This is a genomic window from Nocardia sp. NBC_00403, from assembly GCF_036046055.1.
GTDB lineage: Bacteria > Actinomycetota > Actinomycetes > Mycobacteriales > Mycobacteriaceae > Nocardia.
Window position 1 is genome coordinate 7,415,183 of record NZ_CP107939.1, and the last position, 26,205, is coordinate 7,441,387.

At 65.8% G+C, this 26,205-nt stretch carries 20 protein-coding genes and 1 pseudogene; 6 read left to right on the forward strand and 15 right to left on the reverse strand.

What is annotated here, in order from left to right:
• Positions 1 to 176: 176 nt before the first annotated feature.
• Positions 177 to 1,307 (reverse strand): hypothetical protein, encoded by a 1,131-nt coding sequence (locus OHQ90_RS33255; protein WP_328404312.1) that lies wholly within the window; start codon positions 1,305 to 1,307, stop codon positions 177 to 179.
• 603 nt (positions 1,308 to 1,910) lie between these two features.
• Here OHQ90_RS33255 and OHQ90_RS33260 point away from each other — a divergent pair.
• Both OHQ90_RS33260 and OHQ90_RS33265 read left to right on the forward strand, forming a co-directional pair.
• Positions 1,911 to 2,225 (forward strand): hypothetical protein, encoded by a 315-nt coding sequence (locus tag OHQ90_RS33260; RefSeq protein ID WP_328404314.1) that lies wholly within the window; start codon positions 1,911 to 1,913, stop codon positions 2,223 to 2,225.
• Between the two features lie 5 nt (positions 2,226 to 2,230).
• Complete coding sequence (locus OHQ90_RS33265) at positions 2,231 to 2,446, forward strand: hypothetical protein (protein ID WP_328404316.1); 216 nt, start codon at positions 2,231 to 2,233, stop codon at positions 2,444 to 2,446.
• Between the two features lie 75 nt (positions 2,447 to 2,521).
• On the opposite strand, the gene OHQ90_RS33270 is transcribed toward OHQ90_RS33265, so the two are convergent.
• The 4 genes from OHQ90_RS33270 to OHQ90_RS33285 all read right to left on the reverse strand — a co-directional run bounded on the left by OHQ90_RS33270 (position 2,522) and on the right by OHQ90_RS33285 (position 7,509).
• A complete protein-coding gene (locus OHQ90_RS33270) occupies positions 2,522 to 3,700 on the reverse strand; it encodes an McrC family protein (protein ID WP_328404318.1) in 1,179 nt (392 codons plus the stop codon).
• Positions 3,701 to 3,702: 2 nt separating this feature from the next.
• Positions 3,703 to 4,890, reverse strand: coding sequence for an McrB family protein (locus OHQ90_RS33275; protein WP_328404320.1), 1,188 nt, complete (start codon positions 4,888 to 4,890; stop codon positions 3,703 to 3,705).
• A 197-nt stretch (positions 4,891 to 5,087) separates the two neighbouring features.
• Entirely contained in the window at positions 5,088 to 6,509 is a 1,422-nt protein-coding gene (locus OHQ90_RS33280) for a vWA domain-containing protein (protein WP_328404322.1), read from the reverse strand.
• 103 nt (positions 6,510 to 6,612) lie between these two features.
• A complete protein-coding gene (locus OHQ90_RS33285) occupies positions 6,613 to 7,509 on the reverse strand; it encodes an AAA family ATPase (RefSeq protein WP_328404324.1) in 897 nt (298 codons plus the stop codon).
• 1,112 nt (positions 7,510 to 8,621) lie between these two features.
• On the opposite strand from OHQ90_RS33285, the pseudogene OHQ90_RS33290 reads away from it, so the two are divergent.
• Positions 8,622 to 8,819, forward strand: a pseudogene (locus OHQ90_RS33290) (hypothetical protein); the annotation flags it as partial.
• Between the two features lie 97 nt (positions 8,820 to 8,916).
• Here OHQ90_RS33290 and ilvC read toward each other — a convergent pair.
• The 3 genes from ilvC to OHQ90_RS33305 all read right to left on the reverse strand — a co-directional run bounded on the left by ilvC (position 8,917) and on the right by OHQ90_RS33305 (position 12,539).
• Positions 8,917 to 9,918, reverse strand: a complete 1,002-nt coding sequence (gene ilvC, locus OHQ90_RS33295) for a ketol-acid reductoisomerase (protein WP_328413285.1) — start codon at positions 9,916 to 9,918, stop codon at positions 8,917 to 8,919.
• 180 nt (positions 9,919 to 10,098) lie between these two features.
• Positions 10,099 to 10,602 carry an acetolactate synthase small subunit gene (gene ilvN, locus OHQ90_RS33300; RefSeq protein ID WP_328404326.1) on the reverse strand — a complete coding sequence of 168 codons (504 nt, stop codon included), beginning with the start codon at positions 10,600 to 10,602 and terminating at the stop codon, positions 10,099 to 10,101.
• Positions 10,599 to 12,539 (reverse strand): acetolactate synthase large subunit, encoded by a 1,941-nt coding sequence (locus OHQ90_RS33305; RefSeq protein WP_328404328.1) that lies wholly within the window; start codon positions 12,537 to 12,539, stop codon positions 10,599 to 10,601. Before OHQ90_RS33305 ends, ilvN begins: the two co-directional genes overlap by 4 nt.
• 340 nt (positions 12,540 to 12,879) lie before the next feature.
• On the opposite strand from OHQ90_RS33305, the gene OHQ90_RS33310 reads away from it, so the two are divergent.
• A complete protein-coding gene (locus OHQ90_RS33310) occupies positions 12,880 to 13,509 on the forward strand; it encodes a PH domain-containing protein (RefSeq protein WP_328404330.1) in 630 nt (209 codons plus the stop codon).
• A 402-nt stretch (positions 13,510 to 13,911) separates the two neighbouring features.
• Positions 13,912 to 15,753, forward strand: coding sequence for a dihydroxy-acid dehydratase (gene ilvD / locus OHQ90_RS33315; protein ID WP_328404332.1), 1,842 nt, complete (start codon positions 13,912 to 13,914; stop codon positions 15,751 to 15,753).
• 476 nt (positions 15,754 to 16,229) lie between these two features.
• Here the strand turns inward: ilvD and OHQ90_RS33320 are convergent, their stop codons facing one another.
• Positions 16,230 to 17,102 (reverse strand): DoxX family protein, encoded by an 873-nt coding sequence (locus tag OHQ90_RS33320; RefSeq protein ID WP_328404334.1) that lies wholly within the window; start codon positions 17,100 to 17,102, stop codon positions 16,230 to 16,232.
• 280 nt (positions 17,103 to 17,382) lie between these two features.
• On the opposite strand from OHQ90_RS33320, the gene OHQ90_RS33325 reads away from it, so the two are divergent.
• On the forward strand, positions 17,383 to 18,492 hold the full coding sequence (locus tag OHQ90_RS33325; protein ID WP_328404336.1) for a PQQ-dependent sugar dehydrogenase: 1,110 nt from the start codon (positions 17,383 to 17,385) through the stop codon (positions 18,490 to 18,492).
• A 79-nt stretch (positions 18,493 to 18,571) separates the two neighbouring features.
• Here OHQ90_RS33325 and gatB read toward each other — a convergent pair whose 3' ends face one another.
• The 6 genes from gatB to OHQ90_RS39640 form a co-directional block, all read right to left on the reverse strand.
• Positions 18,572 to 20,077, reverse strand: a complete 1,506-nt coding sequence (gatB, locus tag OHQ90_RS33330) for an Asp-tRNA(Asn)/Glu-tRNA(Gln) amidotransferase subunit GatB (RefSeq protein ID WP_328404338.1) — start codon at positions 20,075 to 20,077, stop codon at positions 18,572 to 18,574.
• Between the two features lie 122 nt (positions 20,078 to 20,199).
• The gene (locus tag OHQ90_RS33335; RefSeq protein WP_328404340.1) at positions 20,200 to 21,582 is read right to left on the reverse strand and encodes an alpha/beta hydrolase family protein; all 1,383 of its coding nucleotides are present in this window, start codon (positions 21,580 to 21,582) and stop codon (positions 20,200 to 20,202) included.
• 120 nt (positions 21,583 to 21,702) lie between these two features.
• Positions 21,703 to 22,737 carry an ATP-dependent 6-phosphofructokinase gene (locus tag OHQ90_RS33340; RefSeq protein WP_328413287.1) on the reverse strand — a complete coding sequence of 345 codons (1,035 nt, stop codon included), beginning with the start codon at positions 22,735 to 22,737 and terminating at the stop codon, positions 21,703 to 21,705.
• Positions 22,738 to 22,807: 70 nt separating this feature from the next.
• Positions 22,808 to 22,969 (reverse strand): hypothetical protein, encoded by a 162-nt coding sequence (locus OHQ90_RS33345; protein WP_328404342.1) that lies wholly within the window; start codon positions 22,967 to 22,969, stop codon positions 22,808 to 22,810.
• Between the two features lie 253 nt (positions 22,970 to 23,222).
• Positions 23,223 to 24,110 carry a hypothetical protein gene (locus OHQ90_RS33350; RefSeq protein ID WP_328404344.1) on the reverse strand — a complete coding sequence of 296 codons (888 nt, stop codon included), beginning with the start codon at positions 24,108 to 24,110 and terminating at the stop codon, positions 23,223 to 23,225.
• The gene (locus OHQ90_RS39640; protein ID WP_442941230.1) at positions 24,100 to 26,175 is read right to left on the reverse strand and encodes a protein kinase domain-containing protein; all 2,076 of its coding nucleotides are present in this window, start codon (positions 26,173 to 26,175) and stop codon (positions 24,100 to 24,102) included. The genes OHQ90_RS33350 and OHQ90_RS39640 overlap by 11 nt, the downstream gene beginning before the upstream one ends.
• Positions 26,176 to 26,205: the final 30 nt, after the last annotated feature.

Genomic DNA, 26,205 nt, shown 5'->3' on the forward strand with positions numbered 1-26,205 from the left:
ATCAAACCCACAATGTCCACGCTGGCCGTGAATGTCTTCGACTCGCAGGAAACGACGCGGTTCTGCTTGGTGCACTCGGGGCATTTTCGTAGTCACACTTATGCCAAGATTTACACCGCCCTTCCCTCAGCGTCACCACTGGGGTTGCGGACCGCACGGCACCCCTGACAATCGAGTCACGCCGCCAACAGTGTCCGAGCACGCTCGTTGAAATCCCTAACCAAACGATGCGGTCCGAACGACATCATTCGATGTTGCACGTCGCGAACCGCTTCCACCGAGCGAGATGACTTCACCTTGCTGGAGAGATCGACCGTCCGCACACCAGCAGCGTAGGCGGCGTCAAGGTCACGCTTCTGAAGGTGCGTAACAGCCAACGCAGCGTGGGACAACGCGCCCCGCCGCGCCCGATTCTGCGTGCGGGCGTAGGCGATTGACCGTCGAGCGTGCGGTGCAGCGTCGTCTGGTTGTCCGAGATCCCGAAAGGCGTTGGCCCACTCGCCGCAGATGTACGCCTGATCGATGAACTTGGCCCATTCAGGCTCACGATCGGGTTCCACCCGCGCGAACGCGTTCTCAGCGGCGTTGACCGCCTGCGCGGTCCCGACCTTGTCACCCAGTACCGCCAGGGAGCGCGCTTCAAGCGTCCACAGGTCTGCGAGGCACGCAGGTGAGTTCACTTTCGAAAGCCCTTGGCGGCCTGCTTGAGCCAGTCGGCGCCCCTCCTTGGGGTGGCCGAGCAGGGTTGCTTGATCGGCCATTCCGGCGAGCACATGGGCTCCGAGCGCTGGGTCTTTCGATTCCTCTGCGAGGCGGAGTGCCTGTATCAAGTACCGCTGGGCGGTCCCGTGCTCGCCATTGTCGAACGCCATCCACCCCAGCAAATAGGTCTGTTCGGCAGCTGCCCCACACAGTGCCAATCGCACCTCGTCGGTGTAGGTCCGGCGAAGCAGTGGGTAGACGTGCTCGTTCATATACGCAGCCAGTACCAGCCGACCCGAACCACCGCCCTGGAAGATGTCCATCTCCTGGAACGTGGCAAACATGTTCTTGACCGCAGTGACGTCTTCGAGTCGCACCCGTTGCCCCTGGTCCGGCAACTGGTCGAGGGTGTTGAGCAGCCAATCACGGGATGGTCCGATCGCCGCGACTGCCGCAAACGGTGCCGCGATCAGGAACTTTCGCCGGTCCACGTCGGCCCTCCCAAGATCTGCGACGGCTTCTACCGTCGCCGCCAGAGATGGGCTATAGGTCAGGGCACGGTCAACAGTCGGCGCTTCGCCCAGACCGATGTCGTAGGTCGTCACGCGGAATCCGAATTGCGCGGAGAAGAGATCTGCGAGCATCGCCGGAACCGGCTGGCGGGGCGCTTCACCGTCGTCCGTCCAGCGTCGCACGCTGGAAGCATCCGGCCTGACATGAGGTTCGTTCCACTCGATCGCAAGGGCGCGGACGCGTCGGGCCAATTCCTTGTTGCTCCACCCGGAGCGGGTGAGCCACTGCGAGAGCTGCGTATTCGGAGCCTTCATCACATCACCCGCTCGGTCAGCGATGGTGGGCGTTCCACCACCCTTCAACACCTCCGACGACCTTACTACCAGCACCGACACCGTGTGTGCTGGATATGCGCCCGGAGCAAACCTCTTTTCCCTCCGCAGGAGATGGTTTCAGGCACCGGGCGCACCAACTAACCGTCGAGGTCCTGGAGGTCGGCAGATGCCGAGCCGAGAGCTTCCCAAGCGTGACCCGTTCGTCGGGCCGCAAGCCATATATCGCGCCGCACCCCCCGATGTGGTCGAGCGATTCGCGAACGCGGTCCGCGAGTGGGCAGACCAGCCCGTGCCCACAGAATCGTCTCGGCGCCGGGGTGTCGAGTCCCCCGGCGCCGGGCGCACCAATGGTGTTGTCGCGTGATGCGCCGAGATGCGTTGCGGACCACACAAATTCAGGATGGCCGCAAGATCGCGGTGTGGCACTTGGTCGGGCGTGTTGCCCGCATCTTGCGCGTGCAGTTCCCGCACGAGTCGTTCACCGCCTGTCGCCTGCCTTCGCGCACACTGCTTCCGGACGCGCAACCCGGAACGATCATGTTCGACGCGTACCCCGATCTGGCCGACGCTCGGCTGTTGCTGCCTATGCACGGCGACCTTTGGGATGCGCTTCGCGATGACTATTGGGCCGCCCTACTGTGCGCGACGCACTCCCCAAACCCATTGGGGGCGTGACTCAGATGTCAGAGATCCAGTCTGAGCCAAGCGAAGTCGCCTCATCCGTGAAGACGCTGCTCGCTACCTTCCATGAAGACGCCTGGTTCAAGCTCGAATTGGCTCCCGTGGATAGCGGCCCGTTGTGTCAGCGCGCGGACGGCTCGCTGTGTGAGGTCGGCGAAGACGGCTGGCTGACGGACTACGAAGACCTAGATAATTGCGATGCCATCAACAGTTAAGGCGGTGCGGGCGGCTTACCAGGAGGCATGAGCAGCGACTGAAGCCAGTTCGGCGGGTTCGAGGTACAACGGGTGCTATTTGCCGAGAATCGCCTTAGCCAATAAATCGATACTCTTCAGCAGATCGTTTGGGGGGAGGGATAGGTCGAGAGCGTGGCAGTGGATGGTGACATTGCACGTCTTGATCGCGTGGACAGTTGCCGGCTCGTTGCCCCTTGCGTAGATCAGGTGTCCTTCCTCGAGACCTAGAACGGCGCAGTAGGCAAGCATTTGGTAGAGGTCGGCTTCGGGGAAGCCCTTTGGTTTCTCCGCCTTGTACTTCGCGTCGACGACAGCGACCGGGAGACCGTCGCCGTCGCACCAGACCAGATCTGGGATGAACTTGATCCTTGCCGCCCTGTCCATGTAGTGGTCGGCCTGAGTCTTGGCGTAACCCCCGTACTGCTGCATCGCCATACTCAGTGCGCCGGTGACGAAGTCCTCGTAGATCTTCCACATATCGAACAAGAAGCCCGAGACTGCAAGAGGACCGTTGCGTTGACCGAACGAACCACTGTCGAGAATCACTTCAGACAACCGCAGCACATCGTGGTAACGGACGTTGAGTCGGTTCAACCCGAACTCCGGTCGACCTGCGCGCATGGGAACGTTCGTTATCTCGTCCAGCATCGTGCGAATACGATTGAGCTGTTGCCTAGCAGCGGCTCCGATGTCCGGCAGGGCGAGCAGACGCAACGTGGCCAACAGGATGACTCTGTTCTCCGCTACATCCGCCGTGAAATCGTCGTACTGTACGGCGATGGGGACCGGCAGGCCATAGTTTCTGGTGATCTGCTCTTGGAACCGAACTCGACCGCGTACGACCGACAGCGAGTCGGTGGTGGAGCGATACCCCCGCAACAGCCCGCGACTGAATGCGTCGGATACCAAGCGCACGAACGACTCCGAGACTGCGGGGAAAAGGCCCTCGGCCTTCTCGAGTCGAACGAACTCGTCACGCCAGATCGAGGGGCTCGAGCTGTATCCGATGAAGAACAAGAGTCGGTTGAGTTCGGCAATCTTCGGTCGAATGTTGATCTGCACAGCACCCAGTCGGATGGAGCCGACCTTTTGACCAGGTTTGATGCTGTACTTGCCGGGCGAGATCTGCGTTACCCCAGCGATTTTGAGCCCGCGAAGAGCCTCGTACTGCTGCTCGGAAAGCTCGACCTCTTGCGGTCGACCATGCTCGACAAGATCGACGGGCGGTGGCATTTCTACGTACCCGCTTCAGAGTCTCGAGAGCTCACCCGTCTTTCGATCCCGACAAGGTCGTATCGCTCGTGCACATCGACACCGGGGTCGTTGAAGTGATACTCCTCCATGAGCGGCAGCACCGTAGTGCGCCAAACAACGTCCATACCGACCTTGGAAGTGGCGGTGGGCCGCATGAAGTACGACGGGCCGATCTTGAAGTCTTCGTCAACGATAGATTCGTTCAGCTCGTCCACAATATCGGCGATCACTTCTGTCTCGCCCTTGTCCTTCAGCCACTTTCGCAAGACACTTCGTGTCGGCTCTTTGGCGGGGTGCAGGTGGACGAACGCGAAACGACGGCGCATCGCCGAGTCGACCAGTGCGACAGATCGATCGGCTCGGTTCATTGTTCCGATGATGAGCACGTTCTTCGGCAGGCTGAACATCTCGACCTTGTCCGAATAGAGCAAGTTGATGCTCTCGTCACGGTACTCCAACAGGTAATAGAGCTCACCGAAGATCTTCGATAGATTGCCGCGATTGACCTCATCGATGATGAGTGCGTATAGGTTTCCTGGGTCCTTGCGTGCATCCGCGGCCAACTGACGCAACGGGCCCCGGTGGATGTCATAGGCAATTTGGCCGTTCTCTGTCTCGACCGGACGGAATCCTTCGAAGAAGTCTTCGTACGAGTACGACGGGTGGAACTGAACCATCTTGACGTGCTCGGCACCACACAGGTGCTTGGCGAGAGCCTTTGCGAGATAGGTCTTCCCGGTTCCCGGAGGACCGTAGAAGATCAGTTGCGGCCGATCCCGGAGCAAGGCGATGCTCTCCTGCAGCCACTCCTTGGGCATGTACAACTCAGCTGCGAGTTCATCGGTAGCATCAGCAAACTCGAGCTCGATATCGGCGTTCGCATCAGGCTCAGGCTCAGGCTCGACGAACCCCGCGTGCCTCGGCCGCCAGGCAAACCCGAACGCTGTGCTCAAAATCGAGATCAGCTCAGCCGCGTTCTGGCGGTTGAGCTGGATCGATTGGCTGCTCTTGGGCTGGGATTCGCGCTGTTCGGACCCGAACGTCGATAGGTGGACCAGGGTGGCACCGTCAGGATCCTCGATCACCTTGTATTGACAGCTGACAGCGTCTTCGACCTTGTGTGCCCGGACGTTCTGGGTACTCGGAACAATTTCACGAATACGGGCCATCTGTGAGAACTCCCCTAACTACCCTGCCAGCCTCGATTATTGCGGTGATCGGAGCGCAACGTCCGTGCACCTGCTGCTGCCGGCCACGCTTTGCCTGCTCCCATAGTTGGCCAGCACCTGGATCAGAATAGCGCTCAACTCACATCAGTCTCGGGAGGCGCGGCACGAGACTCTCGAGACCAACAGACCGATATGACTCACGCAGGCAAGAGGCGGGCAACTACCTCGGCGAGCTGTTTGACATTGCGGCACTCGTGCATCGTGATGTGCTCGGCATACACCTGAGCGGCTGAGTCGCCGGTGGACCAGGAGCGGGCGGGCTCGGGGTTGAGCCAGTAGGCGTGCTTAGCCCGTGCCGTCATCGCTTGTAGAGCAGCAAGATTCGGGTCGGTGCGGTTGGTGCGGGCGTCGCCGAGGATCAGCAGAGAAGTGCGCGGACCGAGGGCGTCGAGGTAGTTGTCCACGAAACCCTGGAGGGATTCGCCGTAGTTGCTGCTGCCGAAGCGGGTGACGTTGGCGGTGCGGACAATTCGGGCGGCGGTGCCGGGGGTGGGGGGTTCGCCGGGGGTGAAGAAGGGGGTGATTTCGTCGCAGGTGTCTATGAAGCCGAAGCTGCGGACCTTGCTGAATTGGTCTTGGAGGGCTTGGACCAGTTGGAGGGTGAATTCGGCGAAGCCGGTGACCGAGCCGGAGAGGTCGGCCAGGACTACGAGGTCGGGGCGGCCGTGTTTGCGGGCGCGCAGGACCGGGTCGATGGGGACGCCGCCGGTGGCCATGGAGCGGCGGAGGGTGCGGCGCATGTCGATGTGGCCGCGGACGGATTTGCGGCGGCGGGCCGCTAGGCGGGTGGCGAGTTTGCGGGCCAAAGGGGTTACGAGGCGGCGCATTTCGGCTAGGTCTTGTTCGCGGGCGCCGAGGAAGTCGACTTGGTCGGTGCTGGATTGGATGCCGCGGCGGGCGATGTATTCGGTGCCACGGAGTTGGGCGGAGCGGAGGCGGGCCTCGGTTTGGACTGCGGTGCGGAATTGGGTGAGGCGGCGGTTGGCTTCGATGGTGCGCACGGTGGTGTCGAATTCGCCGGTGGATCCGCCCATGCCTGCGACGATGCGGTCGATCAGGTCTTCTGGGCGTAGGGCTTTCATGGTCAGGTAGGAGGACCAGCCTGCGCCGGAGGCGGTGGTGACGGGGCCCGAGCTCTGGCCTGTTCCGGCTCCCCCGTAGCCGCCGAGTTCGGTCAGTGCTTGTTGAGCGAGTTCGGTGGTGGCCGCTCGATCGTCTTGTGCCAGTGCGGAAACCAGTCGATCGCGCAGCGCGTCTGTGGACTCCGGATCGGCGGGACGTACCGACTCCAGGGGGTCGGTGGTGAGGAAGTACAGGTCGAAGAGCTGATCGAAGACAGCGCGTTGGCCGTTGCGGCGCAACAGGGTTGCCGCCAACCCCGAGCGCAGTCGGTTCCGATCGGACAGGCCGAGAACGAGGATCGCCTCAGCGGCGTCGATGGTTTCGCTGGGACCCGCGTGGATGCCGTGGTCGCGGAGCAGGCCGACGAATTCGACGAGGCGATCGGTCATGGACTCGGCCGGCCGGTCGGGTCGCCCACGCGGCGCAGGTGCCGTCATAGCGCGCTTCCTACCGAATCGTCGTTCGGCGCCACCGCAGCGGAACACATCGGGGCAGCAGAGCCGGCCGGCGCGAACCCCCCTGCCGAAACGCGACGCCCCGTCACTTCACCGCATCCTTCCCGTTCGCCCCATCCGTGCCGAGCAGGCCGAGCCGTTCGATCGCGATGCGGTGGTCGGATTGGTACTTGAGCAGGACGCCGAGAGTGGAGCGGACGATGGCGCTGGTGACATTGCGGGCACCGAGAGCGGCGAGAGTTCTTGCCCAGTCGAGGGTTTCGGCGATCGAGGGCGCTTTGCGCAAGGGCAGTTCGCGGAGGGCGCCGACGACGCCGACCAAGGGTTCAGCCAAAGCCTGGTCCAGTTCGGGAACCTTCATCCGGACGATCGCGCGCTCCAATTCGGCTGTCGGATAGTCGATGTGGAGATACAGGCAGCGCCGCTTCAGCGCCTCGGACAGGTCGCGGTTGGCGTTGGAGGTGACGATGGCGAAGGGTGTGCGGACGGCGGTGATGGTGCCGAGTTCGGGGATGCTCACCTGGTAGTCGCCGAGCACCTCCAGGAGCATCCCTTCGAGTTCGACGTCGGCCTTGTCCAGTTCATCGATGAGCAGGACCGTCGGGTTCGGGCTGCGGATCGCGGCGAGCAGGGGGCGGGCGAGCAGGAATTCTTCGGTGAAGACGTGGTCGCGGGTGCTGTCCCAGCTTTCGTTGGCGGTCGCGGTGATGCGCAGCAGTTGTTTGGCGTGGTTCCACTCGTAGAGGGCGCGGGCCTCGTCGATGCCCTCGTAGCATTGCAGGCGCATGAGATCGGCGGTTGTCGCGGTCGCGACGGCCTTGGCCAGTTCGGTCTTACCGACGCCTGCGGGGCCCTCGATCAACAGCGGTTTACCGAGATGGCCCGCGAGGAAAACCGCGGTGGCGATGTCGAGGGACGGCAGGTATCCGGCGTCGGTGAGTCGCCGCGTCACCTCGTCCACCGAACCAAAGAACTTACTCATCGGTAACAGTCTAGAAGGTCTGTACGCAGCGGGTTTCGCCGTCCCGCCCTACTGGGCCGCATCGCATCGCGGCCGCGCTGGAGCAGACCCTGAGTCCTGATACCCCCGAGTTAGGGGACTCGTCATACCAAAGGATGAAACTTCCCTGTAATGGTGTTAGCCCCATTGTCTTTCGGCCGAAGTCCGGCAGAGTGTAGAACGTCCGGTCGACGCCTGCGGGTCTCAGAGACACTCATGACGGCGACGATCGCGACCTCGATCCCGACCTGCCCGATGGGCTTTCGCCCCACAAGAGCAGACCCTCACCGAGGGATGGTGGACGCGCGGTTCACCGAAAAGAGAGAAAGGATCCATGGTGTTCTCGACAACAAAGTCGACTACTCCACGACGGAGATTGGCACGTGTCGCTATCGCCGGCGCGTTTGTCGCAGTTCCATTGACCGCCTTGGCGGTTCCGGCCTCGGCGGAAGTCACAGCCGATGGTCCTGCGATTACCGAAGTCCGGCACCACCGGCACGACCCGTGGGACAACGACTGGGATTGCGACCGCCGCGGCCCGTGGGACGACTGGAATCACAGCGACGGCCGTTGGGACGACTGCGATCGTGGCGGTTGGGATGACCGCGGACGTCACGACCGCGGACGTCACGACGACCGTGGGGGGTTCCCCCGTCACCTCTTCCCACGCGGAATGTTCGGCAGCAGCTAGTTGCTGGATCGGGCGGGACTGAGCGGCACGTCACCGGAAAGCCGCTGTCGGGGGTTCCGCCCGCATGGACTTCGATTTCAGCCCGCTGGATGCGCGACGCCGATCATCGTGTGCCACAACGGCGGTGAGCGCGTTGCCCCAGCAGAATCAGAAAGAATTCATGGGGTTCTCGACAACCATTCCCCGCCGAATGCTGGCCAGGGTGTCGTTTGCAGCGACGATCGCCGCTGCCCCCTTGACCGCGTTGGCAATTCCGGCCTCGGCCGCCCCAGTGACGCCCCCCGCAGCCGCAACGGAAATCGGGCAACTCACGCCCGAGGACTGTGTCAACCTCGAAACCCCCGAGCGGCGGGACGAGTGCGAGCGCGCGTGGCGCGAACAGGCCGACCGCAATTGGGATGGCAGCCTGTCCAATCCTGACAACCCGAACAGCCCGCTCAACCCGCACAACCCCAATAACCCGCAGAGTCCGCTCAACCCGAGCAATCCGGCCAACCCGCTGAGCCCCGACTACCCGGGCAACCCGAATAACCCGAACAACCCTATGAATTCGAACAACCCGGCCAGCCCGATGAATCCCGACAACCGGCCGGCGCGATAAATCTCAATAGTTCGGTGCTGTCTCGGCAGACCTGACCGAACAGACGACGGCCCGGCACCATTCAGGTGCCGGGCCGTTCGCGCTATTCGACCGAGACTCAGGCGGTCTCGGTGATCGGCCGGTCGACCCAGCTCATCAGGCCGCGCAGCTTGGCGCCGGTGACCTCGATCGGGTGCTCGGCGTTCGCCTTACGCAGACCCTCGAGCTCCTTGTTACCGCCCTCGACGTTCGCGACGAGACGCTTGACGAAGCTGCCGTCCTGGATGTCCTTCAGGATGTCCTGCATGCGCTTCTTGGTGTCGGCGTCGATGACCCGCGGGCCCGACAGGTAGCCACCGAACTCGGCGGTGTCGGAGACCGAGTAGTTCATGCGGGCGATGCCGCCCTCGTACATCAGGTCGACGATGAGCTTCAGCTCGTGCAGGACCTCGAAGTACGCCATCTCCGGCGCGTAGCCCGCCTCGACCATGACCTCGAAACCAGTCTTGACCAGTTCCTCGGTGCCGCCGCAGAGCACGGCCTGCTCGCCGAAGAGGTCGGTCTCGGTCTCTTCCTTGAAGGTGGTCTTGATGACGCCGGCGCGGGTGCCGCCGATGCCCTTGGCGTAGGACAGCGCCAGGGCCTGACCCTCGCCCTTGGGGTCCTGGTCGACCGCGATCAGGGCCGGAACGCCCTTGCCGTCGACGAACTGACGACGGACCAGGTGGCCGGGGCCCTTCGGGGCGACCATCGCGACGGTGATGTCGGCCGGAGCCTTGATCAGACCGAAGTGGATGTTGAGGCCGTGACCGAAGAACAGCGCGTCGCCGTCCTTCAGGTTGGGCTCGATGTCGTTGGTGAAGATCGACGCCTGCGCGGTGTCGGGGGCAAGCACCATGATCACGTCGGCCCACGCCGCGACCTCGGCGGGGGTGCCGACGGTCAGACCGGCCTCTTCGGCCTTCGGACGCGACTTCGAACCCTCGGCAAGGCCGACGCGAACATCGACGCCGGAGTCGCGCAGGCTCAGCGAGTGCGCGTGGCCCTGGCTGCCGTAGCCGATGACAGCGACCTTGCGGCCCTGGATGATCGACAGGTCGGCGTCGTCGTCGTAGAACATCTCGACTGCCACTGGTTGGTTCCCTTCTGAAGGATCAGCCCCGCCTCGGCGGGGAGCGCACCGTGCGGACGCAGGTGCTGAATGTGCAAATGGGATCTTCCCCGCGTACACGGGGCTTGCGGTACGCCGACCGTTGATCGCAGCAAGATTAGCTGGTCGCTGCGATCAACGGCTCGCACCCTAGCGGGTAGCCGTAATCGATTTCGGACCACGGCCGACTGCGACGACTCCGGACTGCACGATCTCGCGAATTCCGAACGGTTCGAGCATGCGCAGCAGCGCGTCGAGCTTGGACCGGGTTCCGGTCGCCTCGACGGTGAGCGCGTCCGGGGACACATCGATGACCTTCGCCCGGAAGAGGGTGACGGCCTCGATCACCTGGGTCCGCACGCTGGCGTCAGCGCGCACCTTGACCAGGATCAGTTCACGGGCCACCGAGGCGTCGGAGTCCTGCTCGACGATCTTGATGACGTTGATCAGCTTGTTGAGCTGCTTGGTGACCTGCTCGAGCGGCAGGTCGTCGACGGTGACGACGATGGTCATGCGCGAGATCTCGGGCAGCTCGGTACCGCCGACCGCGAGGGACTCGATATTGAAGCCACGGCGAGAGAACAGCGCCGCAACTCGCGCGAGCACACCGGGCTTGTCCTCCACCAGCACGCTGAGGGTGTGAGTCGTGCTCATCCTTCGTTCACCTTGTCCTGTTCGTGCTGGTGCGACATGGCTTCGTGGATCACGGCGGGCTCGGCGGCCGACTCGTCCTCGTCGAACAGCGGACGGATGCCGCGCGCGGCCATGATCTCGTCGTTGCTGGTGCCCGCGGCGACCATCGGCCACACCTGGGCGTCCTTGCCGACGATGAAGTCGATCACCACGGGACGATCGTTGATGGACTGCGCCTCACGGATCGCGGCCTCGACATCTTCTTCCCGCTCGACCCGGATGCCGTGGCAGCCGAGTGCTTCGGCGAGCTTGACGAAGTCGGGGATACGCAGGGTATGCGTGCCGAGATCGGTGTTGGAGTAACGCTGTTCGTAGAACAGCGTCTGCCACTGCCGGACCATGCCGAGGTTGCCGTTGTTGATCAGCGCGACCTTGATCGGGACGCCCTCCACCGCGCAGGTGGCCAACTCCTGGTTGGTCATCTGGAAGCAGCCGTCACCGTCGATCGCCCACACCTCTTTGTCCGGTGCGCCCATCTTGGCGCCCATGGCGGCCGGAACGGCGTAGCCCATGGTGCCGAGACCGCCGGAGTTCAGCCAGGTGCGCGGGTTCTCGTACTTGATGAACTGGGCGGCCCACATCTGGTGCTGCCCGACGCCCGCGCAGTAGATCGCGTCGGGTCCGGCCAGCCGGCCGAGCGCATCGATGACGAATTCGGGCGAGAGCGAACCGTCGCTCGGCGTGTTCCAACCGAGCGGGTAGCTCTTGCGGATGCCGTCGAGGTACTTCCACCATTCGCCGAGTCCGAGCAGCGGCGCCGAGGTGGTGGCGGGATCGGACTTCAGCGTCTCGATCAGCTCGGCGATCACCTCGCGGCAGTCACCGACGATCGGGACGTCGGCGTGCCGGTTCTTGCCGATCTCGGCCGGGTCGATGTCGGCGTGGATCACCTTGGCATCGGGTGCGAAGGAATCCAACTGGCCGGTCACACGGTCGTCGAAACGCGCGCCGAGGGTGATCAGCAGATCAGACTTCTGCAGCGCGGCGACCGCGCCGACAGTGCCGTGCATGCCGGGCATGCCCATGTTCAAGGTGTGACTGTCCGGGAACGCGCCGCGCGCCATCAGGGTGGTGACCACCGGGATGCCGGTCAGTTCGGCCAGTTCGAGCAGCTCGGCCGAGGCATCGGCCTTGATCACGCCACCGCCGACATAGAGCACGGGCTGCTTGGCTTCCATGATCAGCCTGGCCGCCTCGCGCACCTGCTTGCCGTGCGGCTTGGTGACCGGACGGTAGCCGGGCAGCCGCATCTCCGGCGGCCAGCTGAAGGTGGTGTTCGCCTGCAGCACGTCCTTCGGGATGTCGACGAGCACCGCACCGGGACGACCGCTCGCGGCCAGATAGAACGCCTCGGCCATGATGCGCGGGATGTCGACGCCCTCGGTGATGAGGAAGTTGTGCTTGGTGATCGGCATGGTGATGCCGGAGATGTCGGCTTCCTGGAACGCGTCCGTGCCGATCAGGCTGCGGCCGACCTGGCCGGTGATGGCGACGATCGGAACCGAGTCCATCTGGGCGTCGGCGATCGGGGTGACCAGGTTGGTCGCGCCGGGGCCCGAGGTGGCCATGCACACGCCGACCTTGCCGGTGGCCTGGGCATATCCGGTCGCGGCGTGGCCCGCACCCTGCTCGTGGCGCACCAGCACGTGGCGCACCTTGACGGAGTCGAAAAGCGGGTCGTACACCGGGAGAATCGCGCCGCCGGGAATGCCGAATACAGTGTCGACGCCGAGTTCCTCGAGCGAACGGACGACCGACTGCGCGCCGGTGACCCGCTCGGGCGGGACCTGGCGGCGGTTCGCCGCGTTCGTCGGGATGCCAGCGGGCGATGCCGGCTGATTCGCCGAGGGCGCCGGCCTGCGGGCCGAGGGCCCTGGCCGGGCGGTTGGTGCGCTCACCGTCTTGGTTTCCTCACTGCTTGTCGTTCGTACCCCGGACAACACTTGCTGTGCACGCGGTGCATGCGTCGCGCCGTGGTCCGGAACTCGGTATCGATAGTCCGAACACAAAAAAGCCCCCGGACAGCATGGCTGTTCGAGGGTGGCGCGTCGCGCGCGAGCTGACGTATTCGACTCAGATAGTCAGGCTCAACGCTGGACGCGCCGGCCGATTACGAGCAACTCGTTTCGATTCACGCGCATGACGGTATGTGTGCGCGAGCCGATCAGTCAAACAAGTCCCATTATGTGAGACAGAGTGGGTGCTCGAGTCTGTCCACCATGATGCGAGGATGGTGGTGTGTCATCACCGCATCAGTCCGTGCCACCGGCTAAATCATCCCACATCTCCGACGACGGATCGGATACGGGTAGCTCGACGGACCCGGCGCGGCCGCCGCGGGCCGCAAAGATCATCCGGGTGCCGCAGCTGGCCTACCTGGGTGTACTGGTGCTGTTGTTCTGCGTGTTCTTCCCGTTCGTCGGCTGGCCGATCGCGCTGTGGTGGCTGCTGCTGATCCCCGTCGCGGTGGCGGTGTGGATCTATCGCACCAGGACCACCGTCTCCGAGGACGGGCTGGATCTGCGCACCGTATTCGGTGCACGGCACCTCGACTGGTCGCAGGTTGCGGGGGTGACGATCCCTAAGCGCGGGTTCGTGCGCGCCCACCTCACCGACGACAGCGATGTGAAACTTCCCGCAGTCAGCTACGACCGGCTGCGCGATCTGATCGACGCGTCGGGTGGCCGGATCCCGGACCTGTTCGCCGCGGAGGCCGCGGCCTGGGAGGCCAAGGTCGAGGCCGAGCGGAAAGAGGCCGAGAAGGGAAAGGCAGAAGCGGAGCGCGCGAAGGCGAAGGACCCCGCGGCCGAGCCTGCGGACACGGACACGGACGGCACCACGACCAAGGCAGGCGACAGCGAAGCGTAGGACCACCAGCGGCGCGGTGCGCTATCCCCGAACCGGTATGCGCATCCTCGTCGATCTATCGGCTTGACTTCCGTCGGTAGGCTGACAGCCGGATGCGCGATCTGGTGACCGCGTGGGACGGATGACCCCCGCCCCGATTCACCAGACCTGTGGACACCGACGGTGCCGGAACCGACACAACCGATGACACCGTCAGCGCCGACGCCAACCCTGCGCGGCGACACCATCCCGAACCACAGACCGACAGCGAGAGCGCAGTTCGACGGCGGCCCGCCGCCGATGACCGGCACGCGGCCCGCACGCGCGCGGGAGTAACGTGGACGACCGTCGAATTCGCTCGGCGCCGCCGAGCGAATCTGCGCAGTCGCAACTCAGCCCCCGCGACCTCCCGAGGATTCATACATGCCACCGCTTCGTTCACGGACAACCACCATCGGCCGCAATGCCGCAGGCGCTCGCGCACTGTGGCGCGCCACCGGTATGACCGACTCCGACTTCGGCAAGCCGATCGTCGCCATCGCGAACTCCTACACCCAGTTCGTGCCGGGGCACGTACATCTGAAGAACGTCGGCGAGATCGTGGCCGACGCGGTGCGCGCCGCGGGCGGTGTGCCGCGTGAGTTCCACACCATCGCGGTCGACGACGGCATCGCCATGGGTCACGGCGGCATGCTCTACTCGCTGCCTTCGCGCGAGATCATTGCCGACTCGGTCGAGTACATGGCGAACGCGCACACCGCCGACGCGCTGGTGTGCATCTCCAACTGCGACAAGATCACTCCCGGCATGCTCAATGCCGCAATGCGCCTGAACATTCCGGCCGTGTTCGTCTCCGGCGGTCCGATGGAGGCAGGCAAGGCGGTCGTCGTCGGCGGTGTCGCGCAGGCACCGACCGATCTGATCACCGCGATCGCGGCCAGCGCCAATATGAACGTCAGTGAGGAAGGGTTGAGCGAGGTCGAGCGCAGTGCGTGTCCGACCTGTGGCTCCTGTTCCGGCATGTTCACCGCGAACTCGATGAACTGCCTCACCGAGGCGCTCGGACTCGCGCTGCCCGGCAACGGTTCCACGCTGGCCACCCACCAGGCTCGGCACGCGCTGTTCGAGCGCGCAGGCGAGGTGATCGTGGATATCGCGAATCGCTGGTACCGCGAGGACGATGCGTCGGTACTGCCGCGGAATGTGGCCAACGCCAAGGCCTTCCGCAACGCGATGGCACTCGACGTCGCGATGGGCGGCTCCACCAACACGGTGCTGCACACGCTGGCCGCCGCACAAGAGGGTGAGATCGACTTCGATCTGCACACGATCGAGGAGACCAGCCGCCGGGTGCCGACCCTGTCCAAGGTGTCGCCCAACTCCGACTACCACATGGAAGACGTGCACCGGGCCGGCGGCATCCCCGCCATCCTCGGCGAGCTGCGGCGCGCGGGCCTGCTGGAGACCGACGTCAGCACGGTGCACACCAAGAGCTTCGACGAGTGGCTCGACACCTGGGATATCCGCTCCGGCAAGGCTTCCGAGGAGGCGATCGAGCTGTTCCACGCCGCGCCCGGTGGCGTGCGCACGACCGAGCCGTTCTCCACGAACAACCGCTGGTCCTCGCTGGACACCGACGCCGAGGGCGGCTGCATCCGCGACCTCGAGCACGCCTACACCAAAGAAGGCGGCCTGGTCGTGCTGCGCGGCAATATCGCCGTCGACGGCGCTGTCCTCAAGACCGCGGGCATCGACGAGGACCTGTTCTCGTTCCAGGGTCCCGCGGTGGTCGTCGAATCTCAGGAAGCGGCCGTCTCGGCGATCCTCGGCAAGAAGATCAAGCCGGGCGACGTGATCGTGGTGCGCTACGAGGGCCCGAAGGGCGGGCCCGGCATGCAGGAAATGTTGCACCCCACCGCCTTCCTGAAGGGTGCGGGCCTCGGCAAGGAGTGCGCGCTGATCACCGACGGCCGCTTCTCCGGCGGCACCTCGGGTCTGTCGATCGGCCACATGTCCCCCGAGGCCGCGGGCGGCGGCGCGATCGGCCTGATCGAGGACGGCGACCAGATCCGCATCGACGTCACCACTCGCACCCTCGAGGTGCTCGTCGACGATGCTGTCCTGGCCGAGCGTCGCGCGAAAATGGAAGCGTCCGAACGCCCCTGGCAGCCCGTCGACCGCGTCCGCCCCGTCACCACGGCCCTGCGCGCCTACGCCGCCCTCGCCACCTCCGCCGACAAGGGCGCCGTCCGCTACGTCCCGTAGCAGCTCGCCCGAACGGCGCCCCATGTCGAACGACAGGGGGCGCCGTTTCCGCGTTGGGCGGACCCCTTCGTCCCCGCGCTACTGCGCGAACGAGCGGCGGAGAGCGTTACTCGACGTTGGCCGTGGCCATATCCCGTTCGGCGGCAAGCCGACCGGCAGTGAGCAACGACCCCTGGAGCCGCTTCCATTGGCAGACACCAGAATCCAAGCGCTTCGGTGATGAACGGGAAATAACCGAGCGGTCTACTCGACACTTGCCGCAGCCATGTCCCGGCACCGACAAACGAACGGCGTCCCTCTATCGGCCAGGGGGACGCCGTTCGCTATCGATCCATATGCGGGACCAGACAACTGATCTGGCAAGTACATGGGTAACTCACCGGGCACGCTGGGAGGTCAGCCGAGCACCAGGCGCAGGACGTGGACGCGAGTCTCACGGCACCGACCGGTACGACCTGAATATTCGGGGAGGCGGACTACCAGGGGCCGATGCCGATCAAGGGGTTGCCACCGTGCAGCCAGATCCACGTGCCGACAGCGGCGGCGATGGCGAGGATCAGGACGGCGAAGGAGCCGTAGGCGGGGCGGGTGGCCCAGCCGCGGTTGCGGTCGAAGGACAGGCGTCCCGGTCCGGTCAGGATGATCACCGCGGCGGCGCCCGCCAGGATGGATTCCAGTTCGACGCCGGTGGCGACCTTGTATTGGAAGCCGGGAAGCATGCCCTGCTTCCAAGCCCACGCGTCCAGGATGACCGCGAGCACGGCGCCCGCGGCGAGCGGGGTGGCCAGGCCGAGGACGAGCAGTCCGCCGCCGCCGAGTTCGCCGGCCGTCACGAGGATGGTGGCCATCGTCGGGTGGTCCCAGCCGCCGTTGGCCATCATGTCGCGGGTGCCGTCCAGGCCGGGCCCGTGGAACCAACCGGCGAGCTTCATCAGCCCGTGGTAGATGAAGGTGCCGCCGACGACCAGGCGCAGCACGAACAGTCCCAGATCGAGGGTGCCGCGGCGATTGTCACCGTTGCGACGGCGCAGCGGTCGACTCGGCTCGCTCGGCGGGTTCGCGGCGGGCGGGATGCTGGCGTACGCGTAGGCGGGTGCCGTGTCTGCCTGGTTCGCCTGCTCGCCGACTGCGGGGACCTCGGGGTCGAGACCGAGCTCGTCGTCCGTGCGCGGCACGTCCTTGGTCAGCTCGGGGCCCTTCCCCAGCGAAGAGAGCTGTTCGGTCGGTGAATCGAACGGGCTGCTCACACCGCTGCCGGTGGTCGAAACCGCCTCCTGCTCCGCCGTCGACAGCGGCGTGCCACCTGTGGATCCGGTGGCCGCGGGTGTGTCATTCGACTTGTCGGTCATGACGCCCCCTCGCCGCCCCTCGGCTCGGGCGCGCTCGACGCGCACTGTGACATGGTTTCCTCGCTCACGACCGCACCTCACCCATGTTCGGCTCCGGCGCGCGCGAGGCGCACTGTGTTGATCGTTCGCTCACAGACTCGCTCACGGCTTAACACCCTATGCCGCTGCGGGCGACGACGGGCGGTCTGCAAGCAACGGCGTGTCAGCATCCGGGGTTTTCGGGCGACAACACCCGACCCGGGAGGGGCGCGGCGGCCGGTGTTTCCGTAACGTCTGAACCATGAGTTTGGTTGTCGCGGGCCGCGTCGCCCTGAGCTTGGCGCTCGGCTCCGTCCTGCTGGCAGGCTGCGCCCGGTTCGATGATTCAGCTTCCAGTCCGTTCACCCCCGAGCCGACCGTCAATCCCGCCGACCCCAAACCGCCCAAGCAGCCGCCGACCCCGGGCGCTCGCCCGACCGGGCCGTGCATCGATCCCGACCCGGCGGTCGTAGCGACCTGCCTGGACACCACCGGCGGTCTGATCGCCCTCGGCGACAGCGCACTGGTGGCCGAGCGGCGCACCGGACGCATCCTGAAGGTGGTGCCGGTGGACCCGAGCAGCCCGCAGGAAACTCCGACGGAGGTCGCGCGCGTCGACGTGGACGGCACCGGCGACGGCGGGCTCTCCGACATCGCACTCTCGCCGACCTTTCGCGAGGACGGGCTGATTTACGCCTACATCACCACCGCCACCGACAACCGGGTTGTCCGCATTGCGGAGGGCGGCCCACCGAAGGCGATCCTGACCGGAATCCCCAAGGGCGCCACCGGTAACCACGGTTCGATCGAGTTCGTCACACCGACGCAGATGCTGGTGTTGACCGGCGATGCGGGCAATCCGGGCGCTGCCGTGTCACCGTCCTCGCTGGGCGGCAAACTGCTGCGGGTCAACTCCCCCGCGCCCGGGTCGACGGCGGAGGTCGTGGTGTCGGGCATCGGCACCGCGGGCGATGTCTGTGGCGACGGCAAGGACAGCGTCTGGATCACCGACCGCACCGCGACCGAGGACCGCCTGCAACTGCTCGCCAAGGACGGCACCGTCACCACCGCGTGGACCTGGCCCGACCGTCCCGGCGTCGCAGGATGCGCGGCGGCCAGCGACGGCGTTGCTATCGCACTGACCGGAGCGAAAGCGGTGGCGATCGCCATCGCCGACCCGAATACGCACGCCGTGACCTCCTCGCCCAGCCTCATCGCACAGGACAAGTACGGACAGCTCGGCGGCGCGGCGGCCGGCGGCGACGGCACCATCTGGGTGGCGACGGTCAACAAGACCGATGGTCAGCCCGGACCGTTCGACGACCGCGTAGTGCGGATCCCGCCGCCGCAGGGCGGTGGCGGGTCGGACTGACCGCACGATGCCGAATCGGGCCGCAACACCTGGTGTTGCGGCCCGATTCTATTGCGGCAGGAGCTAATTCAGCCCGAACTCAGCCGCAGGCGGCGAGCACGAGTTCGCGCACCCGGGCGGCGTCGGCCTGCCCGCGGGTGGCCTTCATGACATCACCGACGATCTTGCCCGCGGCCTGGACCTTGCCGGAGCGGATCCGATCGGCGATGTCCGGGTTCGCGGCGAGCGCCTTCTCGACCTCGGCCTGCAACGCGCTGTCGTCGCTGACCATGCCCAGCCCCTTGGCGGCCACGATCTCGGCCGGGTTGCCCTCGCCCGCCAGCACGAAGTCGACGACCTGCTTGGCAACCTTGTTGTTCACCGTCTTCGCCTCGACCAGCTTGATCACCTCGGCGACCTGGGCGGGCGTGATGGGCAGGTCCTCCAGCGAAACCTCGCGCTCCTTGGCTTTTTCGGTGAGGTAGGCAACCCACCAGGAGCGGGCCTCATTGGCCGGGGCGCCCGCGTCGACGGTGGCGATGATGAGGTCGAGCGCGCCCGCGTTGACGAGGTCACGCATCACCTCGTCGGACAGCTCCCAGTCGGCCTGGATCCTGGCGCGGCGCAACCACGGGTACTCGGGAATGGTGGTACGCAGCTGCTCCACCCAGTCCGTTTCGGGCGCAACGGGTTCCAGATCGGGCTCGGGGAAGTAGCGGTAGTCCTCCGCGGTTTCCTTGACCCGGCCCGGCGAGGTGCTGCCGTCCGCCTCGTGGAAGTGGCGGGTCTCCTGCACGATGCTCAGACCCTCGGCCAAGCGCGCGGCCTGACGCCGCATTTCGAAGCGAACCGCGACCTCGACGCTCTTGAGCGAGTTCACGTTCTTGGTTTCGGTGCGGGTGCCGAATTCCTGTGCGCCGACGGGCATCAGCGACACGTTGGCATCGCAGCGCAGCGAGCCCTGCTCCATCTTGACGTCAGAGACGCCGAGCGACTTCAGCACCTCGCGCAGGGCGGTCACGTAGGCGCGTGCCACCTCCGGCGCACGCTCCCCCGAGCCGGTGATCGGCTTGGTGACGATCTCGATCAGCGGCACACCGGCGCGGTTGTAGTCCAGCAGTGAGTGACTCGCGCCGTGGATGCGACCGGTCGCACCACCGACGTGCAGCGACTTGCCCGTGTCCTCTTCCATGTGCGCGCGCTCGATCTCGACGCGGAAGACGCTGCCGTCGTCGAGCACCACATCCAGATGGCCGTCGGTGGCGATCGGCTCGTCGTACTGGCTGATCTGGTAGTTCTTGGGCTGATCGGGGTAGAAGTAGTTCTTGCGCGCGAACCGGCCCCACGGGGTGATCGAACAGTTCAGCGCGAGCCCGATCCGGATCGCCGACTCGACCGCCTTCTCGTTCACCACGGGCAGCGAGCCCGGCAGTCCGAGGCACACCGGGCACACCTGAGTGTTCGGTTCCGCGCCGAACTCGGTGGGGCAACCGCAGAACATTTTGGTCGCGGTATTCAGCTCGACGTGAACCTCCATGCCCAGCACCGGCTCGAACCGGGCGATGACATCGGCATAGTCCATCAGGTCGTCGGAGGGTGCGCTCATGGCGATAAGTCTATTCACCCGCCCGCCGTCGGATTCCGAGGGTTCCCGCGGCCGATCCGGCGGCGGCTACCAGCCACTATCGGCAGCCACGTCGATCACTGTCGGTGTCGGAGTGGCTGCGATTACTTCGGCGGTATCCGCTGGGTCAGCCAGGTGGTGACGTAGGTCAGCACCTCTGGCGAGATGGTGGTCTCGATATTGTTGTATTCGCTGGGCAGGCCGGTCTCGGTGGGCTGCATAAGGTGGTTGAGGCCGGGGAAGGTGAGCACCGTCGCGTCGGGGTCGGCGGCGAGGTTGTCACGCATCGGCTGTTCGTTCTGGGCGGCGGGAACCTGGAGGTCTTTGCCACCGTAGAAGGCGAGGACCGGCACACGCAGCGCCTTCAGCGCGGGTGCCGGATCGTAGGCGACCAAAGCCGCGAAGTACGGGGTGATCTGGGCTTCGAGGTCGGCTGCCTTGGCACGCTTGTCCGCCGGGAGGGTGGCGTTCTGTTCGCGGGCCAGTTTCTTGGCACCCTCGATATCGCCGGTCCGCAGCAGGGCGGTAACCGCGGTGGTGTCGCGGACCTGCGCGTCCAGTTCGTCGGGCGGGGTGCCCTGTGCCGCGCCGATCAGTTCGGTCTGCTCGTTCACCACATCGGCGCCGACCACGGACGGGCCTGCCATCGCGATGACGAACGCGACACCACTGTCGGGGCGCGAGGCCACCAGTGGCGCGAGGTAGCCGCCCTCGCTGTGTCCGAACAGTCCGACCCGAGCCTGGTCGATGCCCGGACGGCCGCGCAGGAAACTCACACCTGCCGCGGCATCGCCCGACAGGTCGGTGTAGTTCGCTGCGTCGAGGTTGCCGCCGGTGCCGCCGACACCGCGGTCGTCGGTGCGCAGCACCGCGTACCCCGCGCGGGTCAGGGTGTCCGCGAGGAGCAGGAACGGCTTGTGGCCCATCAGTGTCTCGTCACGATCCTGGGGGCCGCTACCGCTGATCAGCAGCACCGCAGGGAAGGGTCCGTTGCCCTGCGGCTCGGTGAGCGTGCCCGCGATGGTGATGTCACCGCTGCGGTAGGTGATGTCCTCGGAGTGGTACGGGAAAGGCGGCTTCGGCTCCTGTGGCCGTGGGAGCGGAGCGACCTTGCCGCGCTCCATCGCCAACACGAAACTCTGCCCGCCCTGGATGAAGTCACCGGTGATCTTGCCCGCGCCTGCGTCGTACCTGCCGTGGAACTTCGGGTCACCCGGGATGTCGGCGATGGCGAATTCCACCGCGTCACGGTCGGTCTTCACGTCCTTCAGCGGTGTCTCGTGCACACCCTGCACGGGGATATCGATGGTGGCGGTGCCGTCGTCGGCGAAGCTCACCCCGATCTCGATCGGCTTCCCCGGGGTCTGGATCATCCCCCTCCAGTCACCGGTCACCGGGTTCGGCGGATTGTCGGATCCTGACGAACACCCGGCCACCACGACGGCAACGACAAACAGAACGAACGCGATCACTCGTCCATTGCGCATAGCCACACAGTACCGACGCCGCGGAAATGATCGGATGAATCACCGGAAGGCCGAGCGTAATCGGTCGCCCGCGTCGCCGCAGCTAGTGCCCGATTTCACCGGCGGCCAAGCGCTGGCAACTCAGCCGAAGAATGCCTCCGCTTCGCGGTAGCGGTCTTCGGGGACCCGCTTCAACTGCTTGGTGGCCTCCGACAGCGGGACCAGGTCGATCGATGTGCCACGCAGGGAGACCATTTGGCCGAAGTGTCCCGCGTGCACGGCTTCGGCGGCGTGTAGGCCGAAGCGGGTGGCGAGGACGCGGTCGTAGGGGGTCGGGCTGCCGCCGCGCTGGACGTGGCCGAGGACGGTGGTACGGACTTCCTTGCCGATGCGGCGTTCGATTTCGGCGCCGAGCTGCTGGGCGACGCCGGTGAAGCGTTCGTGACCGAACTCGTCGATACCGCCTTCGCGCAGCGCGAATCCGGAATCCGGCGCCGGGTGCGCGCCCTCGGCGACAACGCAGATGAAGTGCTTGTCGCCGCGCTGGAAGCGGCGCTTGATCATGGTGCACACCTCGTCCACGTCGAACGGCACCTCGGGCACCAGGGTCAGGTGCGCGCCTGCGGCCATGCCCGCGTGGATGGCGATCCAGCCCGCGTGGCGTCCCATCACCTCGACGAGCATCACGCGCTGGTGCGATTCCGCGGTGGTGTGCAGCCGGTCGATTGCCTCGGTGGCGATGGAGAGCGCGGTGTCGTGGCCGAACGTGACGTCGGTGCAGTCGATGTCGTTGTCGATGGTCTTGGGCACCCCGACCACGGGGACCCCTTCGTCGGACAGCCAGCTCGCGGCGGTGAGTGTGCCTTCGCCGCCGATCGGGATGAGCGCCTCGATGCCGTTGTCGTCGAGGGTCTGCCTGATCTGTCCGAGCCCGGCGCGCAGCATGTCCGGATTGGTGCGTGCGGTGCCGAGCATGGTGCCGCCCTTGGTGAGCAGCCGGTCGGTGCGATCGTCATTGAGGATCGGGATCTTCCGGTCCTCCAATAGACCACGCCAGCCGTCCTGGAAGCCGATGATCGCGTCTCCGTAGCGGCCGTTCGCTGTGCGAACGACGGCGCGGATGACCGCGTTCAGTCCTGGGCAGTCTCCGCCTCCGGTCAAGACTCCGATGCGCATGGCCGATATCTTGCCCCGCACCGCGGGGCCGTAGGGCCCCGCCCCCGTGAACCCTGGGTTACGGAAACGGTCAGTAGACATAGACAATCGCATTCTCGCCGCCGGTGCAGGTGACGAACTCGTGGCCGGCTGTGCATTCCATGGTGTAGTCCCGTTCCTCGGCCTGGCTGTAGACGACTATCGAGCGAGTGCTTCCCGCCTCGCTGACGCCGCCCGCATAAGCTTTGCGCACTTCCTCGACGAAGGGGCAACTGGTGACCTCGTTGCCTACCGCCGACGAACTGAATCGACCGAACGCCTGTAGGCCTCCCCCATGCGAGCAACGAACGCAACTCGTAGGGACCCAATCGCGTCCCGGCCCTAGACTGCGTGACGTCCACCCGTTACCTCCACCTTGCGGATGCGCCTGCGAGCACCGCAAACCAGGGGTCCGGCAACCTCACCCCATAGTCGCGATTGTCAGGTGTTGTCGCTACCCGGTCAAATCAGGAGCAGGCGCCGCCGGAAAGTTCATCGAGGTGCTGTGACATCAGCGTCGCCAACTTGTCCAGCACCGTCATTCCGTCCGAGAACGCACCCGAATCGGGTTGTGCAGCAATAGCGACGGCGATCTGACCACCCGGCGTCGGCACCAGCCCGAACTGCCGCACCAGGTATGCGCCGGAGAGGTCGGGACCCCAGCCGCCCTTGAATTCGGCGCCGGTGAACGCGCCCAGTCCCCAGCGCTGGTTGGGCGTGATCTGCTCCATCAGCGTGATGACGTTCCCCGTCTGCGGCAGGCATGGCAGCCGCGACACGAAGCGAACCTGGTCGGCCAGCGTCCACTCCGCCTGACCGAATGCCGAGTGCTCGGATCTGGTCCTCGTCGGCGGCACCGTGGTCCTGGTGTCACCACCCTCACGCAGCACGGCCTCCACCGCCTTCGCCGCTTCCTGACCGCTGCCGAGCGATTGCCACAGGGTGTCGGCGGCCGCATTGTCCGAGGCGGTGATCGCCGCGGTGGCGGCATAAGTCGAGTTCGCGGAATTGTGGCGCAACGCGGCAACCGTCAGTGGGACCTTCATGGTCGACCAGGCGGGGCCGGTGGTCCAGTCACCGAAGGTGACCATTTTGTCGCCGCCGACCGGCATGATCGCCATGCCGACATGGCCGCGCAGGCCTGCCTGCAGTTCGACGAATCCGGCGGCGAGCGTGCCGGGAATGGTCATCGACAGATGCTGCTGGTCGGTGTGCGCCGCGGCCTGGGTGATGCTCGACGGCGGCGCCGGCGAGTTCGCACCGGAACCGGTCCCACAGGCGGTCAGTGGCAGCAGCGTGGCCAGCGACGCGGCGCCGAAAACCGTTCGGAAGTGCCTGGATCGATCAGTAGACATACACCACCGCGTTCTCACCGCCGCTGCACGTGACCACTTGGCCCTCTGCGACGCAATTCATCGTGTAAGTCCGGCCGGTGACCGGGCTTGTCGCCACCACCGAGCGTGGTGCGCGTGAGACGTTGGCGGTGGCGGACTCGGCGTAAGCCCTGCGGACCTCTTCGGCGAACTCGCAACTGGTTACCTGGCTGCCCGCGGCCACTCGGGTGAATGCCCCACGCCCGGGCCCGCCTGCCGAGCAGGGGCGCGCGCTCTCGGGCAGCGCGACCGGAGTGGACGACGTGGGCGCGGAGGTCGTCGTGGGCGCTGTCGAGGTGCTGGGTGTGCTGCTGTCGCGGGTCGTCGGCGCCACCGACGACCCGGCCTCGACGCCGGTGGCGGAGGTCCCTGAGTCGCTGGAGCCGAGCAGCTGCCAGCCCACTACACCGCCGACCGAAAGCACGACGACGGCGAGCACACCGATCAGGATCGGCGTCACGATCGATCGCCGCTGCGGTGGCGGGAAGTACGGGTCCGCTGCCGAATCCGGCCCGTAGTAATCGTCGTCGTCGTCATAGTCGCCGGGAGACACATAGTCTTCGCGGGCGCGAGAATCGGCTGCCGCCGAATAGTCGGGCGCGCGCAAGTCACGACCCGCGGCGTGCTGCGGTTGGTACGCCTGCTGGAAAGGCGAATTCGACGGGCTACCGGAGAACTGTTGGGGATCCGAAAAAGGCTGTGCCTCGGGATAGAACGGCCGCTCAGGACGCTGCGGCGCCTCGTACCGCCGCGTTTCCTGAGCCTGCTGTGGATCCGAATACTGTTGTGCACCAGGATGTTGGTCCGCGAACGGAGGCGGTCCGGAATTCGGCTGCGGTACTGCATAGTGCTGCGGGTCCGAGTATTGCTGCGCGCCGGGATGTTGCGCATCCGAATACGCCTGCGGCTGCGAATACTGCTCGCTTTCCTGATACAAATGTGCATCCGGAAAAGGCCGAACGGGCGGCTGCTGCGTCGGCTGATAGGGCGCGGGCGGTCCGAACGGCGACCCCGCAGGCTGTTGCGGCGGCAGCGGCGTGAACTGGAGGTCGGTCTGAGTCACCACTGTCGGGCCGGTGGGGTGGATCACCAGCTCGCCCGTCGTCTCCGGCGGAATGAAGGCCGAATGCCGTTGCACCAGGGTGGGATCGGACTGACCGAAGGTCGCGGGGTCCGGCGCACGCACCACGAACGTGGGACTGCTCGCCGTCGCCGGGCTGCCAAGGGCAGCTCGGGCGGCCCGCGCCAGATCCGCCGCCGTGGGATACCGGTCGGCGGGGTCCTTGGCCATGCCGCGGGCGATCACTGCGTCCATCGAGGCCGGGATCCCCGGCCGCTGCACGCTCGGTCGCGGTGGCGGCTCGGACAGGTGCGAGCGGATCAGCACACTCATGCTCGCCGCCGGGAAGGGTGTTGATCCGGTGAGGCACTCGTGCAGCACACAGGCCAGCGAATAGATGTCGGCGCGGCCGGTCACCTGGCCGACGTCGAACCGCTCCGGCGCCATGTAGGTATAGGAGCCGATGGCCATCCCGACCTGGGTCATCGCGCTGTCGCCCTCGGTATGGGCGATGCCGAAGTCGACGAGATAGGCGAAATCCGCGTCGGTCACCAGGATGTTGGCGGGCTTGACGTCGCGGTGCACCAGGCCGTCGGCGTGTGCGGCGTCCAAGCCCGCAGCGATCTGCTCGATGATCCCGATCGCGCGTTCGGCGCTCAACGCCCCCTGGTGGCGCAGCAACGAACGCAGATCTATGCCGGGCACCAGGCGCATGTCGATGAACAGCACGCCATCGATCACGCCCCAATCGTGGATGGGGATGATATGCGGCTCGGCCAGTCGTGCGGCGGCCTGTGATTCGCGCCGGAAGCGCACCTGGTAGGACGGGTCCTGGGCTAGCTCCTCCGAGAGCAGCTTCACCGCAACCACGCGGTCCTTCACCGCGTCGTAGGCCTCGTAGACCTCGCCCATGCCGCCTTTGCCGAGTAGCGAGCGCAGCTCATACGGCCCGAATCGACTTCCGACCCTCCGACCTGGTCCGTCCACCCCGTCATTCCTCCACATCCTGGGCCGAGA